Here is a 12,604-nt window from a genome sequence, read left to right on the forward strand (position 1 = left end):
GAGGAGCTTGACAGATGAGATTCGAAAACAAGGTCGCGATCGTCACCGGATCGGGCGGCGGCATCGGCCGGGCCTACGTCGAGGCGCTGGCGCGCGAGGGCGCCGCGGTCGTCGTCGCCGACATCAACGCCGAGGCGGCCGACGGGGTGGCCAAGCAGATCACCGCCGACGGCGGCACGGCCATCAGCATCCCCGTTGACGTGTCGGATCCGGAGTCGGCCAAGGCGATGGCCGATCGCACGCTGGCCGAGTTCGGCGGCATCGACTACCTCGTCAACAACGCGGCGATCTTCGGCGGGATGAAGCTGGACTTCCTGCTGACCATTGAGCCCGAGTACTACAAGAAGTTCATGAGCGTCAATCTCGACGGAGCGCTGTGGTGTACGCGTGCGGTGTACAAGAAGATGAGCAAGCGCGGTGGCGGGGCGATCGTCAACCAGTCCTCCACCGCGGCGTGGTTGTACTCCAACTACTACGGACTGGCCAAGGTCGGCATTAACGGTCTGACCCAGCAGCTCTCGCGCGAGCTGGGTGGCCGCAACATCCGGATCAACGCGATCGCACCCGGACCGATCGACACCGAGGCCAGTCGGACCACCACGCCCAAAGAGATGGTGGACGACATCGTCAAAGGACTTCCGTTGTCTCGCATGGGAACTCCCGAGGATCTGGTCGGCATGTGCCTGTTCCTGCTCTCCGATGAGGCCAAGTGGATCACCGGGCAGATCTTCAACGTCGACGGCGGGCAGGTAATCCGGTCATGAGTCGCGCCCGTGACGATGCAACGCTTCCCGTGGAAAGGAGCGGCGCAGATGACTGAGCATTTCAGGCTCGGCTATATCGGTCTGGGCAACATGGGCGCCCCGATGGCGACGAAGATGACCGAATGGCCTGGTGGGGTAACGGTTTACGATGTTCGCGCCGAGGCGATGACGCCGCTGGCCGAGAAGGGCGCCAGCCTGGCGGATAGCGTGGCGAGCGTGGCTGCCGCCGACATCATCCACATCACCGTCCTCGACGACGCCCAGGTGCGGGAGGTTGTCGCCGAGCTGGCCGCAAACGCCAAGCCCGGCACCGTCATTGCGATTCACTCCACCATCAGCGACACCACGGCCGTCGAGCTCGCTGCCGAGCTCAAACCGCACGGCATCCACGTCGTCGACGCACCCGTGAGCGGCGGGGCCGCTGCGGCGGGCAAGGGTGAGCTCGCCACCATGGTGGGCGCCGAACGCGAAGTCTACGAGCGGATCAAGCCGGCGTTCAAACATTGGGCGGCGGTGGTCGTGCACGCCGGTGAGCCGGGCGCCGGCACACGAATGAAGTTGGCCCGCAACATGTTGACCTTCACCTCATACGTCGCGGCATGCGAAGCCATGAGACTGGCGGAGGCTGCCGGGCTGGATTTGCAGGCGTTGGGTCGGGTGGTGCGTCACACCGATGCGCTCACCAGCGGGCCCGGCGCGATCATGGTGCGCGACAATATGAAGGACATTGAGCCAGACGACTTCCTGTATCAACCCTTCGTGCACACGCGGGAGCTGGGGGAGAAGGATCTGAGTTTGGCCTTGGCATTGGGCGAATCGGTGTCGGTCGATTTGCCGCTGGCCCGGTTGGCGTATGACGGGCTGGCAGCAGGTCTCGGCGTGCCGCACACAGAGGGAGGGTCGTAATGGACGAACTACGCCGCAAGGGTCTCGAGAAAATGAACGAGGTCTACGGCTGGGAGATGCCCAATGTCGAGGGCGACGCCTACTTCGACCTGACCGTCGATCACTTGTTCGGCAGTATCTGGACACGCCCGGGATTGTCGATGCGCGACAAGCGCATCATGACGCTGACCGCGGTGACCGCGGCCGGGAAGCGGGACCTGGCCGAGATTCAGATCAACGCAGCGCTGCTCAACGGCGAACTCTCCGAGACCGAACTGAAGGAGATGGCCGTCTTCCTGACTCACTACCTGGGCTTCCCGCTCGGCTCCGCGCTCAACGGTGCGGTGGAGAGCGTCGTGGCCAAGCGCAAGAAGGCCGCGGGCGCAGCCGAGGACAAGAAGGCCAACGTCGACACTGCGCTGAAGATGCATTCGGGCAAGACGCCCGACTAGGCCACCAGAAAGTCGGCGACGATCGCGGCCATCGCGTCGATCGCACCGCGGGTGATGACTTCGAAACCGTGCGTGCTCAAGGTGGGCAGACACAGCAGTCCGGCACGCGGCGTCAGACCCCCGGCCTTGGCGCGAGACGCATCGCTTTCGAAAGCGCCCAGCACCGCGGCCTGGGGCGTCAGGCCCCGATCGGCGGCCGTCCGCATCAGCCGGTCGGCGATGTCCTTGTCGTAAACGCACAACGCGTCGCTGTAACCCACGATCGGTCCTCCGCGGACGGTGGTCTCGTACTCCTCTTCAGTGGGTCCCACCTCGAGCGCCAGGGTGAGCGTGCCCGGCAGCGTGGCACTGGCGTAGCAGCCACCGATCCCGCCGATCTCTTCGTTTGTGGTGAAGACCAGGTAGGCATCCACGGCCGGCCGTAGTCCCCGGTCGCGTAGCAGCCGGGCGGCGCGTAGCAGGGCTGTCACGGCGGCGCGGTCGTCGAGGAAGTAGCAGCCGATGTAGTCACCGACGTCGACCAGTGTCCTTTTGCTTCGGTCGACACAGACCCGGGTCCCGGCATGGACTCCGGCGGCCGCCAGCTGCTCTTGGTTGCGACCGGTGAAGACGTAGACGTGTTGCCAGTCCAGCGCTCGGTCGCCTTGATCGGGCTTGGTCTCCCAGATCCGCGGACTCTCCTTCGTGGTGTGTTCAGAGCCGTGCGTGAGAACCGCGGTGAACGTCTCGTTGTCGCCGAGCACCGCCACCGGACCAAGACCGAAGTTGCCCGGATACATCACGCCGAGCTGTGTGACGCGCAGGGACCCGTCCGGCTCGATCCGCTTGACCAGCATCGACAGCTCATCTAGGTGTGCCAGGACGCGGGTTCCGGTGCCCGGCCCCGTCGTTGGAGTCCACCGGTGCCGATTCTGTTCAGTGTCGGTACCGGAACCGGTTGCGGCACCGACGAATCCGATCAGGTTGCCAGCGTCGTCGATCCACATGTCGTCGACAACGGGCTCGAGTTCACGCGCGCATATGGCGCGCACCACGTCCTCCTGACCGCAGGGACCGTAGCTCCACAACAGTTCCTGCAGCAGGTCGTCGGCATCGTTGTGCGTCATCAGTCCTCCCCGAACCGGCTACCCTCCCGCGGCGAGCGCAAAACGGTCGGCGGTGCCGCGCGCGTTCAGTACGGCCGGCCGCCTGCGGGCATGACGTATTCCGACGGCGGTGCGAAGACACCGTTGACGGTGGTCCCACCCTGGATCATGCTGGTTGCCATTTCCAGCATGCTCTGCGGAAAACCCAACCTCGGCTTGGTCAATGCACTCAGCCGGGCCAGTTCGTCGGTGCCAAGGTTGACGTCCACGGCGCGCACATTGTCCTCGAGCTGCGAGAGCGTGCGCGCGCCGATGATGATGGAGGAGACGGCACGCTGGGCCCGCACCCACGCCAGGGCGACGCTGGCGACGGTCCACTGATGCGCGGCGGCGATATTCTCCAGCTCGTCGATCAGCGCGTAGGTCTTGTCGGTGAGGAACGAATCGACCAGCGCGCCGCGACCGGCGTTGTGCTGTCCGGCGTTTCGCCGCGTGTACTTGCCGCTGAGCACGCCACCCTTCAAGGGAGACCAGGGCGTAATGCCGAGGCCGAACTCGTCGGCCATCGGCACCAATTCCTGTTCGATCGTGCGTTCCAGCAGCGAGTACTCGACCTGCAAGCCGATAAACGCCGACCAGCCCCGGAACCGGGCGATCAGATTGGCTTCGACGATCTTCCACGCCGGAGTGTCCGAGACGCCGATGTAGCGAACCTTGCCCGCCGCGACGAGGTCGTCGAGTGCGGCCATCGTCTCTTCGATGGGGGTGTTCACATCCCACATGTGCAGCCAGTACAGGTCGATGTAATCGGTTTGCAAGCGGCGCAACGAGTTATCACAGGCGTTGATCAACGACTTGCGGCCGGCGCCGCCCCCGTTGGGGTCGCCGGGATAGAGGTTGCCGCTGAACTTGGTGGCGATGACCAAGCGGTCGCGACGGGCGGGGTGGCGTCCGACGTGGTCGCCGATGATCTTTTCCGAGTGGCTTCTGGTGTAGAAGTTGGCGGTGTCGATGAAGTTGCCGCCGAGTTCGGTGTAGCGGTCGAGGATCCGTTGGGACTCTTCGACACTGGTACCCCAGCCAAGGTCTTCTCCGAACGTCATCGCGCCCAGGCAGAGGGGGCTGACACGCAGGCCGGAGCGCCCGAGTGTCACGTATTGATCTAGAGGCATGGGACGACTTCCTGTAGATTGTTCGACTATGCGGTTGTTCGTAAGTAAACTAGTTCATGACTGAACGAACTGGCAAGTCGGTGCCTGCGCTCGATGCCGCCAAGATCTGGTCATTGAACTATCGGGTGCTGCTGTCGGTGATCGCGGGTGCCGAGGCCGATATCTGCGCGCTGGGACTGGAATCGAAGGAGTTGTTCCTACTCGCCGAGATCGACGACCATCCCTATCCAGCCGAGTTGGCTGCGACGTTGAGTATGCCGAAGGCCACGGTGACGCTGTACCTGAAGCGGCTCGAGTCCGCGGGCTTCGTGCGCCGTGAGATCGACCCCTCCGATCTGCGGCGCCACCGGTTGCTGCTCACCGTTGCCGGACGTCAGGTGGTGAGCAAAGGTCTGGCCGTCCTGTCCGGCGAGTTCGACAAGCGTCTCGGGCGGCTGACTGCCACCCAGCGAAAGGACTTCAAAAGCTTGCTCGAGAGGATCGTCTGACGCCGTCTTAGTGGCGGGAAGATCTCTGTCGCAGTGGTTTTGGGTGGTCGCGGTAGAAGTCGATGTGTGCCTGCGCGGCGACAGCCCACGTCATAGTCTGAGCGAGGCGGCGTCCGGGCGTGGGGTCGTAGCAACCTTGGATGGCCGTGGTCAAGCCGGCGGCCATGCCAATGGCATCGTGGGCGTACGTGATCGTGGTTCGGAAAACCTCGCGCAATACCGGCAAGTCGCGTGCGACCACCGGTCGTCCCGCAGCCAGTGCTTCGAGGGCGGCCAGGCCGAATCCCTCTTTGGTGGAGGGAAAACAGAACGCGTCACATCCGGCCACCAGGCTCGGCAATTGCCGGTCGTCGACGGCCCCGAGGATGGTCGGTTCGACGTCGAGCTCGGCGCACCGCCGTTCAAACGCGGCGCGATACTCGCGGTAGTCGAACAATGTTTCACCCCCCGCGATGACCAGGGCGAGGTCTGGAACCCCTTGGCGCACCAGGTGGTAGGCGTCGACCAAGTCGATGGTGCCTTTACGCGGTTCGATACCACCCACCGTGAGGAGGTACCGCCCCAGGCGGTCCCGCCACTGTGCTCGCGCGGCCGTTGCCGCGGCATCATCGGCGGCGGCATCGATAAACCGCTGTGCATGAACACCATTCGGAATAACGGTCGGATAAAAACCCCACTTCGAGGCGACTTCGTCGGCGACGGCAGTGGAAACGCAAATCCGTGCGTAGGGTTTGGTGATGGCCTGCTCGTGACACGCAGCCAGGACTGCGGTGGTGAACTCGTCGAGATGATGAATGGTGCGGATGCAGTCGCCGACGGCGTTGGCACTGATGCAGTCCTGGGCGTGCACGATGTCGTAGTCGCCGGGCCTGAATGCCTTGCTCAGCAGTTCGATCGAGCGGACGACACGATCGGTGACGGTGTCGCCCGGGTAGTCGATGAACTCCACTAGGCGCACCTTCACGGCGGGGTCGACGGTGCGAAAGAAGCCGCTGTCGTTGGCGCGTGCCAATGACCACACCGTCACGTCGATCCCGAGCCCGGCGAGCGCTTCGGCGAGGCTCAACGTGTGGACGACACCGCCGCGCGGCTTGGTCGAGTAAGTCAGCAATGCAACACGTAGCGTCATCTCGGCTTGGTCCTTGCCCGATAGGCCGCCGGCCGTAGCTCGGCAATATGGTTCAAAACCCGGCGCGCGCGGGCAATCTCGGAATCGATGTCGACGTCCGCCTTGGCAAGTCCGCCCGTGGAGCGGGTCGTCGCCAGAATGTCGCCGCCTGGCCCCACCACCTTCGCCTGACCCAGGAAACGAAGATTTCCCATCACGCCAGTCTGATTGGACGACACAACGACCACTTGGTTTTCGGCGGCGCGTGCGCAGTCATAGAGGTCGAAGAGCCGCGACTGCCGGTCGGCGGGCAAGCGGGAAGCCCGGTCGGTGATGCTGGCCGGCCAGGCCGAGAGTGCCGCGATGATCTGGGCCCCGTCGGTTGCCAGGGCACGGGCGGCTTCCGGAAACGTCTTGTCGTAATCGATGAGCATCCCGATCCGCCCGACTGGGGCGTCGAACGTGGAGAACGCGTCGCCGGCCAGGTAGGTCAATGACTCACCGGCCGGCTGGTGCACTTTGCGATGGGTGCCCAGAATGCCGTCCCCACAGACGCACACCGCAGCGTTGTAGCGGCCGCCGTCCGGTGCCGCTTCGGCATACCCGAGGCACACCGTCATGGAGCCTGCGGCGGCAGCGACCGACGCGATCTCAGGACCGTCGGGGTCCAGCGCCGGCGGCGGATCATTGAGGTCGGGCGTCCGGAAATCGCCGATGTAGCCGCCGAGGCAGGCGTCGGGAAACACCAGTAGGTCGACCCCATCCTGCGCGGCGGCTGCGGTGATTCCCAGAACCTTGTCCAGGCAGCGCTGCAGATCTCTACCGAAATGAGCGGCGACAGCGGCGACCGTAGTCAGTGCCAACGCGCCCTCCTCAAGCCGGCCCGAGTCCGGTGACGGGGGAGTCCAGCGCCATTGTCACAACGCCGTCCGGCCAGCGCAACCTCACCCCAGGGGTCGCGGTCAATGAACCACATTCCGCGCTCACGACGCCCTTGGGCAGATCTGGAACCGGGAGTCCGTCGCCGGCGGTGAGCATGGCGAATCCCGGGAAGCACGTGAGCCATTCGCCCATGGCGGTGTCAGCGGGCCGCGAAATCGCGGCCACGTCGAGTTCGGCGCCGGATCGACTGGCCTCCGCCATCATCCCCAGCGTCCCGACGACGCCGGCCATACTGACGTCCTTGGCGGCGCGTGGATGCATCGATGCGACCACGCGGCTCATAGTGACGAGTTCGCCGCTGCTGCGTGTGCTTGTCGAATCCCATTGCATCCCTTTATAACCTGGTCGCCATTGACCAGAGGTGTCGACCGTCAACCGGATCCGGTCGCCGGCCGATGCGCCGCCGGCCGGAATCGGAGTCGCGGCCCGCCCCAGCGCGGTGACCGCCAAGGCCGCCGGAACGCCCAGTTGGGTGTGCCCGCCCAGCACCGGCACCTGCCATGCCGCCGACGCGGCCGACAACCCGGCGACCACCCGGTCGAGCAGGAGCGGCGTCGGCGCGCCCACGGCGTCGAGCAGACCGACCGGCGTAGCCCCCATCGCGGTGAGGTCGTTGACGTTGACCAGAACCGAACACCACCCCGCCCATTCGGGGTCGCGCTCGACCATCGCGGGGACGATGGCGTCGCACGCGGCGATCAGATCGCTGCCGGGAATCGGTGTGCCGTCATCGCCCACGAATCCCGCCGGCCCGAGCCCACCCGGCATGGCACGCAGCGGCTCGAGCGCGGGCCCGAGGAATGATTTGGTTGCCGTTGCAATGCGCTGAATCGGGTTCAGTGGCCAGCGAATCCACGCATGAGGTCGCGACGCGATGGTGCATTCGCCCAGCATCTGCCAGCCCAGCATGGTGAACAGGGGCGCGTAGCGTTGCTGCACGGTGGCCTCGAACCGCAGCACGCCGGCCGATTCGACGTAGGCGCATGCGGCACGAATGAGCGCGGAGCCCAACCCCGCGATCCGGCGGGCCGAATGTGTCGCCAGTCTCGAGCCGGTCCACCAGCCGAGGTCAACCGCCGTGGCCGGCGCCAGCCGCACTCCGCCGAGTACCTGGCCGTCGGGTGTCGTCGCGACCAGTACGACAGCCCGTGGATCCTCGTCGACGTCGTCGCGGTCTGTTCCGGCGAAAAGACCCTGATCGGTGACGAATGCATCGTGGCGTATCCGCCGGTAGGCCTCGAGTTCGCGTGCGGACTCGACGGGATGGATCAGAAACGGCGCGGGCGCTGGCGGCGTGCCCGTCAGAATCGACGAATCCACCGCCGCGATCTCGATGTTGGTGCTGAACGGAATCATCAGGCACCGAAATTCTGCAGGACGCTGCAGGCCCCGCAAGTCGCACACCCGGCCCGTTGCGCGGCACCGGACATGCCGGCCGCGCGCAGCAGGGTGGCGACCGCCCGGGTCACCTTCTCGACGACGATCGTGTCCGGAGCCTGAGCGGCATCGACGTCGACGGCCAGTGATCCGGGCTGCGGCCGGAACGGCACCACGAAGGGATACACCCCGATACCGATCAGTTCGGCTGCGCCGGCAACGAGTTGCTCGGGATCTTCGCCCAGTCCGACGAGCAGATAGGTGGAGACCTGGTTGCGGCCGAACAGGCGGACAGCCTCACGCCAGGCCACGCGATAAGCATCCAGTGGGATGGCGGCTTTGCCAGGCATCCATCGCCGGCGAACCTCGTCGTCAAGCGATTCGACGTGAATGCCGATGGCGTCCGCACCGGCCTTGCGAAGGTCGGCGAGCACCGCCAGGTCGGCGGGCGGTTCACACTGCACCTGAATCGGCAAGTCGGGTACCGCGGCCTTGACCGCGCGCACACACCGGGCCAGGTGTCGGGCTCCGCGGTCGGCGCCGGCCGATGTGCCCGTGGTCATCACCATCTGCGTCACGCCGTCGAGTCGCACTGCCGCCTCGGCGATTTCGGCAAGTTCTGCCGGGCGTTTCACCGCCGTGGTGCTACCGGATCGCAGCGACTCCTCGATGGTGCAAAACCGGCACCGCTGATCTGGCGCGTAGCGGATACAGGTTTGCACGACGGTGGTAGCGAGCACGTTGCGTCCGTGTAGCCGGGCCAGTTTTTCGTACGGAACGCCATTGGCGGTCGTTAAATCGTAGAAACGGGGCCGGCGGATGAGCTGCACGTCCAGGCCGGTGTCCTGGTCGTCCAAGAGTATTCGGCTGCCGTCGAATACGAAGGGACTATTGGGATTCAGCGGAATGGCGGCGTTGAGTCCATCGATGACCAAGTGGCCGTCGGCGCTGGGGCCGGCACCCGCCGTGCGGCTCACGGGAACCTCACCGCGGAAACCACGCAGCGTAAGTTCGACTCTGGTGGACGTGGCCATCGCTGATGCTCCTAGACGTTGGTTGGGCAAAGTCTCGCGCGTCAGTGGCCCGCCGCGAGTCGCAGCACGGATTCGTGCTGGCTGCTGACGATGGTGGCGGCGATATGCCGAGCGTCGCGGTCGATGCCGAGGAATCGGCCCGAGCCCCAAGTGTGCATCCAGGGTAGGCCGACAAAACTCAGCCCGGCCACGTTGGTGATCCCGCGCGTTTGCATCGGGTGCCCACCGCCGTCGAAGGCACTGGATTCTATCCATCGATAGTCGGGGCGGTAGCCGATCGCCCACACGATGCTGGTCACACCCTCGGCCGCCAAATCCAGCTCCGTCGGCTCAAACTCGGGACGCCACACCGGTGTATAGCGAGACGGCGGCGGGGCGTCGATGTTTTCGCGGGTGATGTACCCGTCGATATCCGCGCAGATGGAGTTGTAGACGGAGTCGGCCTGGTCGAGCGACGCGGTGAGGGTGGCGTCGAATTTCAGCGTCGAATCCTTTCCGGCGCTGAGCAATCCGTAGAGTTTCATGCCCTCGGCGGCGAATTGGCGCAGGTCGATGTCGCGGCCGCCGCCACGGCCGGTGACATAGTGGTTCGTCTTTTCGATCGCGGCCTTGCCGCCGGGATACTCCTGCACCGGCTTCTCGTACAGACCCATGTCGGCGAGCCACGCCATGCAGTCGCGTCCGCGGTAGAAGCGAGCGACCCTGGGGGCGCCACCCACGCACAGATGTACTTGGCGGCCCGCCAAGTGCAAGTCCTCTGCTATCTGGGCGCCCGACTGCCCGGTGCCGACCACTAATACCGCGCCATCGGGCAGCTGGTCGGGGTTGCGGTACCGCGCCGAGTGGACTTGGGCGATTGCCGAATCTATCGAGTGCGCAAACGGCGGCACCACCGGCACTGGGTATCCGCCAGTCGCGACGACGGCATGGTCGCAAGTCAATGTCTGGGTACCAGGTGTGGTCTGCACCGTCAGTTCGAACCCGCCGTCGGACCGGTTGGTCAGGCGGGTCACCCGTGAGTGGGCACGCACGGGCGGGGTGAACTTCTCCAGCCAGCCGGCTAACCACGCGACGACCTCGTCGCGGGTCATGAATCCATCCGGGTCTGGTCCGTCATAGGCGTGCCCGGGCAGTTGACAGTGCCAGTTCGGCGTCACCAGCGTGAAGTTGTCCCAGCGGCTGTCGGCCCAGGCATGAACCGGGGTCTGTGCCTCGAGGACGACATGCTCGACACCGGCACGGCACAGGTACCAACTGACCGACAGACCGGCCTGACCCCCGCCGATGATGGCGACGCGGGTGTGCTCTGGCGTTGTCATGACTGCTCCAATTCAGGATGCATCGCGGTGATCGTTATCACGGCGTCGAGCGGAAAGTGGTTGGCGGCATTGCGGATCCGTACTCTGGTGTCGGCTGCCGATGCGCATTCAAAGCCGTATTTGGCGCGCACTCTGTCATTGGCCTCGGCCAGCGCGCGGCTCGACCGGTCCAAGAATTCGGCAACGGTGTAGTCGGCTCCGGCGCTCAGGTAGTCGTGCATTACCAAGCTGGGGGAATAGCAGCGTTGCGTGCTGCCGTCGGGCCAGCGCACCTCAAAGGTCATCTCAGGCACGGGAGACTTCCCGCCACTTGGCCGTCTGAGTTGTCTGGGTCAACGGGCCGTACACGTCGGGCCGACGGTCACGCAGGTGGAACATCCCGGCCCGCATGGTGCGCAAGGTTGCGTCCATGTCCACCTCGGCGACCGCCATACCGCTGCCGAGAAGCGTTGTGGCCAGGATGTTTCCACCCGGGTCCACGACCTTTGCGTTACCGACGTACCGGAGCGAACCAAAGGTGCCGCTCTGGTTGGAAGCAATCCAGAACACCTGGTTGTCCAGGGCGCGGGCCATGTCGAACAGGTTGAACCGGTAGGTCCAGCGGTCCTCCTGGAGATTCTCGGCAGGCGCGGTGCGTGCGGCCGGCCACGCCGACAAGTTGGCGATGATCTGTGCACCGTCAAGTGCCATGATGCGCGCGGCTTCGGGGAAAGCCTTGTCGTAACATATCTGCAGCCCTACCCGACCGACTGGTGTGTCGAAGGCCTCGTAACGCGAGCCGGCGGAGTACGACATGCTCTCGCCGAGCGGTTGATGCACCTTACGGTAAACGCCGTACACGTTGCCGCCGTCGAGCACCGCGGCGGTGTTGTAGCGGGTTTCAGCGTCGTCGTCCAGCTCGCAAAAGCCGATCGCGGCGACCAGGTCACCGAGGATCGCCTGCACACGTGCGATTTCGGGGCCGTCGAGGCGAATGGCCGGCGGCAACGAGCGCTGTGTCGTGCGCACCGTATCGCCGTGGTTCCCCAGTGATGGCAGGTAACCACCGATGGCGGCCTCCGGTAGAGCCATGAAGTCGACACCTTTGTCGCGGGCCTGCTGGACCAGCGAGGTGATGACCGCGTAGTTCTGCTCGAGGTCGCGGGTGAAGTTTGCCGAGACGGCAGCAAGAGTCTTCATGTATGAATCCCGTTGTGGCTCAGGCTCTGACTCACACCATGTAGGCGGAGTTGATGATGGCGCCTTTTCGGGAGTAGTAAATGAGTGCGTCTTGCACGTCGAGCGGATGGGCCGGGATGACGCCCTCGATGAGATCTTCTTCGCGGCCGCCGTGCAAACCGAGGCCGAACCGGCAGCAGAACACGGTGCCACCCTCGCTGATAAACGTCGCCAGCGCCTCGTTGATGTTCTGCTGACCCGGGAAGGCGGCGTCACCGATCTTCGGAAAGCCGCGTGTAGCAAGACAATTCATAGAACCCGGGCCGTAAAAGTAGAGTGTCGACTCAAAGCCTTGGCGCAGGGCGCGAGTAGCCTGCAGGACCGCGACGAACGAGGCAGATGATTCGTGGGCGATGCCGTGGATGAGAGTGAAATAGCTTTCCCCGTTCTCGGCCTGGTACGCGGGGAAGATCTTGGTGGCGCCGTAGATGCTCGAGCCTTTCGACGTCGACGGGTGTGGGATTTCGGCCAGCGACGCCTTGATGTTTGCGGCGATGGATTCGTCAAAAGGCATGGAGTGCTCCACATTTCGGTGTGATATCGAAGAGTTGGCGACAGTGCCAGGGTGTCGGCGGATGCCGATCTGCCGATTACAGTCCCGGGTCGTTGCCAAATGGTTATGGGTGAATTACGTGACTGTATCGTATACATCACTTCCGTAATATATTGGAAACATATCGGGGTGTGATCGGTCCGGATCGTTGGGCCGTGACTGCTGTCACATACCTGCCGTAGGCGGCCGGCCATTGCGCCGCTAGTC

General features: G+C 64.7%; 14 protein-coding genes. 4 read left to right on the plus strand and 10 right to left on the minus strand.

The annotated features are described in order from the left end of the window. The first annotated feature begins 14 nt into the window (after positions 1-14). The 3 genes from G6N33_RS15035 to G6N33_RS15045 are packed head-to-tail and all read left to right on the plus strand — an operon-like array spanning position 15 to position 2,101. Positions 15-764, plus strand: coding sequence for an SDR family oxidoreductase (locus G6N33_RS15035; protein WP_044508535.1), 750 nt, complete (start codon positions 15-17; stop codon positions 762-764). Positions 765-812: 48 nt separating this feature from the next. After that, positions 813-1,670, plus strand: a complete 858-nt coding sequence (locus tag G6N33_RS15040; protein WP_044512444.1) for an NAD(P)-dependent oxidoreductase — start codon at positions 813-815, stop codon at positions 1,668-1,670. Next, positions 1,670-2,101, plus strand: coding sequence for a carboxymuconolactone decarboxylase family protein (locus G6N33_RS15045; protein ID WP_044508534.1), 432 nt, complete (start codon positions 1,670-1,672; stop codon positions 2,099-2,101). The genes G6N33_RS15040 and G6N33_RS15045 overlap by 1 nt, the downstream gene beginning before the upstream one ends. Here G6N33_RS15045 and G6N33_RS15050 read toward each other — a convergent pair. Both G6N33_RS15050 and G6N33_RS15055 read right to left on the minus strand, forming a co-directional pair. After that, positions 2,098-3,207 carry a zinc-binding metallopeptidase family protein gene (locus tag G6N33_RS15050; protein ID WP_044508533.1) on the minus strand — a complete coding sequence of 370 codons (1,110 nt, stop codon included), beginning with the start codon at positions 3,205-3,207 and terminating at the stop codon, positions 2,098-2,100. The two genes, G6N33_RS15045 and G6N33_RS15050, sit on opposite strands and share 4 nt — an antisense overlap. Positions 3,208-3,272: 65 nt before the next feature. Then, positions 3,273-4,358, minus strand: a complete 1,086-nt coding sequence (locus G6N33_RS15055; protein ID WP_044508532.1) for an aldo/keto reductase — start codon at positions 4,356-4,358, stop codon at positions 3,273-3,275. A 56-nt stretch (positions 4,359-4,414) separates the two neighbouring features. Between G6N33_RS15055 and G6N33_RS15060 the strand changes: the two genes are divergently transcribed. Continuing rightward, positions 4,415-4,846 carry a MarR family winged helix-turn-helix transcriptional regulator gene (locus G6N33_RS15060; protein WP_044508531.1) on the plus strand — a complete coding sequence of 144 codons (432 nt, stop codon included), beginning with the start codon at positions 4,415-4,417 and terminating at the stop codon, positions 4,844-4,846. A gap of 7 nt (positions 4,847-4,853) precedes the next feature. Here G6N33_RS15060 and G6N33_RS15065 read toward each other — a convergent pair whose 3' ends face one another. The 8 genes from G6N33_RS15065 to G6N33_RS15100 are packed head-to-tail and all read right to left on the minus strand — an operon-like array spanning position 4,854 to position 12,358. After that, the gene (locus G6N33_RS15065) at positions 4,854-5,975 is read right to left on the minus strand and encodes an MSMEG_0565 family glycosyltransferase (RefSeq protein ID WP_044508530.1); all 1,122 of its coding nucleotides are present in this window, start codon (positions 5,973-5,975) and stop codon (positions 4,854-4,856) included. Next, the gene (locus G6N33_RS15070) at positions 5,972-6,817 is read right to left on the minus strand and encodes a carbon-nitrogen hydrolase family protein (protein ID WP_044508529.1); all 846 of its coding nucleotides are present in this window, start codon (positions 6,815-6,817) and stop codon (positions 5,972-5,974) included. Before G6N33_RS15070 ends, G6N33_RS15065 begins: the two co-directional genes overlap by 4 nt. A 10-nt stretch (positions 6,818-6,827) precedes the next feature. Beyond that, positions 6,828-8,252, minus strand: coding sequence for an MSMEG_0567/sll0787 family protein (locus G6N33_RS15075; protein ID WP_044508528.1), 1,425 nt, complete (start codon positions 8,250-8,252; stop codon positions 6,828-6,830). Next, complete coding sequence (locus G6N33_RS15080; protein WP_044508527.1) at positions 8,252-9,307, minus strand: MSMEG_0568 family radical SAM protein; 1,056 nt, start codon at positions 9,305-9,307, stop codon at positions 8,252-8,254. Before G6N33_RS15080 ends, G6N33_RS15075 begins: the two co-directional genes overlap by 1 nt. 41 nt (positions 9,308-9,348) lie before the next feature. Continuing rightward, positions 9,349-10,626 (minus strand): MSMEG_0569 family flavin-dependent oxidoreductase, encoded by a 1,278-nt coding sequence (locus tag G6N33_RS15085; RefSeq protein ID WP_044508526.1) that lies wholly within the window; start codon positions 10,624-10,626, stop codon positions 9,349-9,351. Further along, positions 10,623-10,919, minus strand: a complete 297-nt coding sequence (locus G6N33_RS15090) for an MSMEG_0570 family nitrogen starvation response protein (RefSeq protein WP_044508525.1) — start codon at positions 10,917-10,919, stop codon at positions 10,623-10,625. Before G6N33_RS15090 ends, G6N33_RS15085 begins: the two co-directional genes overlap by 4 nt. Then, positions 10,912-11,805, minus strand: coding sequence for a carbon-nitrogen hydrolase family protein (locus tag G6N33_RS15095; RefSeq protein ID WP_044508524.1), 894 nt, complete (start codon positions 11,803-11,805; stop codon positions 10,912-10,914). Before G6N33_RS15095 ends, G6N33_RS15090 begins: the two co-directional genes overlap by 8 nt. A gap of 31 nt (positions 11,806-11,836) precedes the next feature. Further along, positions 11,837-12,358: an MSMEG_0572/Sll0783 family nitrogen starvation response protein gene (locus G6N33_RS15100; protein ID WP_044508523.1), complete on the minus strand. Its 522-nt coding sequence runs from the start codon at positions 12,356-12,358 to the stop codon at positions 11,837-11,839. Between the last annotated feature and the right edge of the window lie 246 nt (positions 12,359-12,604).

Source organism: Mycobacterium simiae (assembly GCF_010727605.1).
Lineage (GTDB): Bacteria > Actinomycetota > Actinomycetes > Mycobacteriales > Mycobacteriaceae > Mycobacterium > Mycobacterium simiae.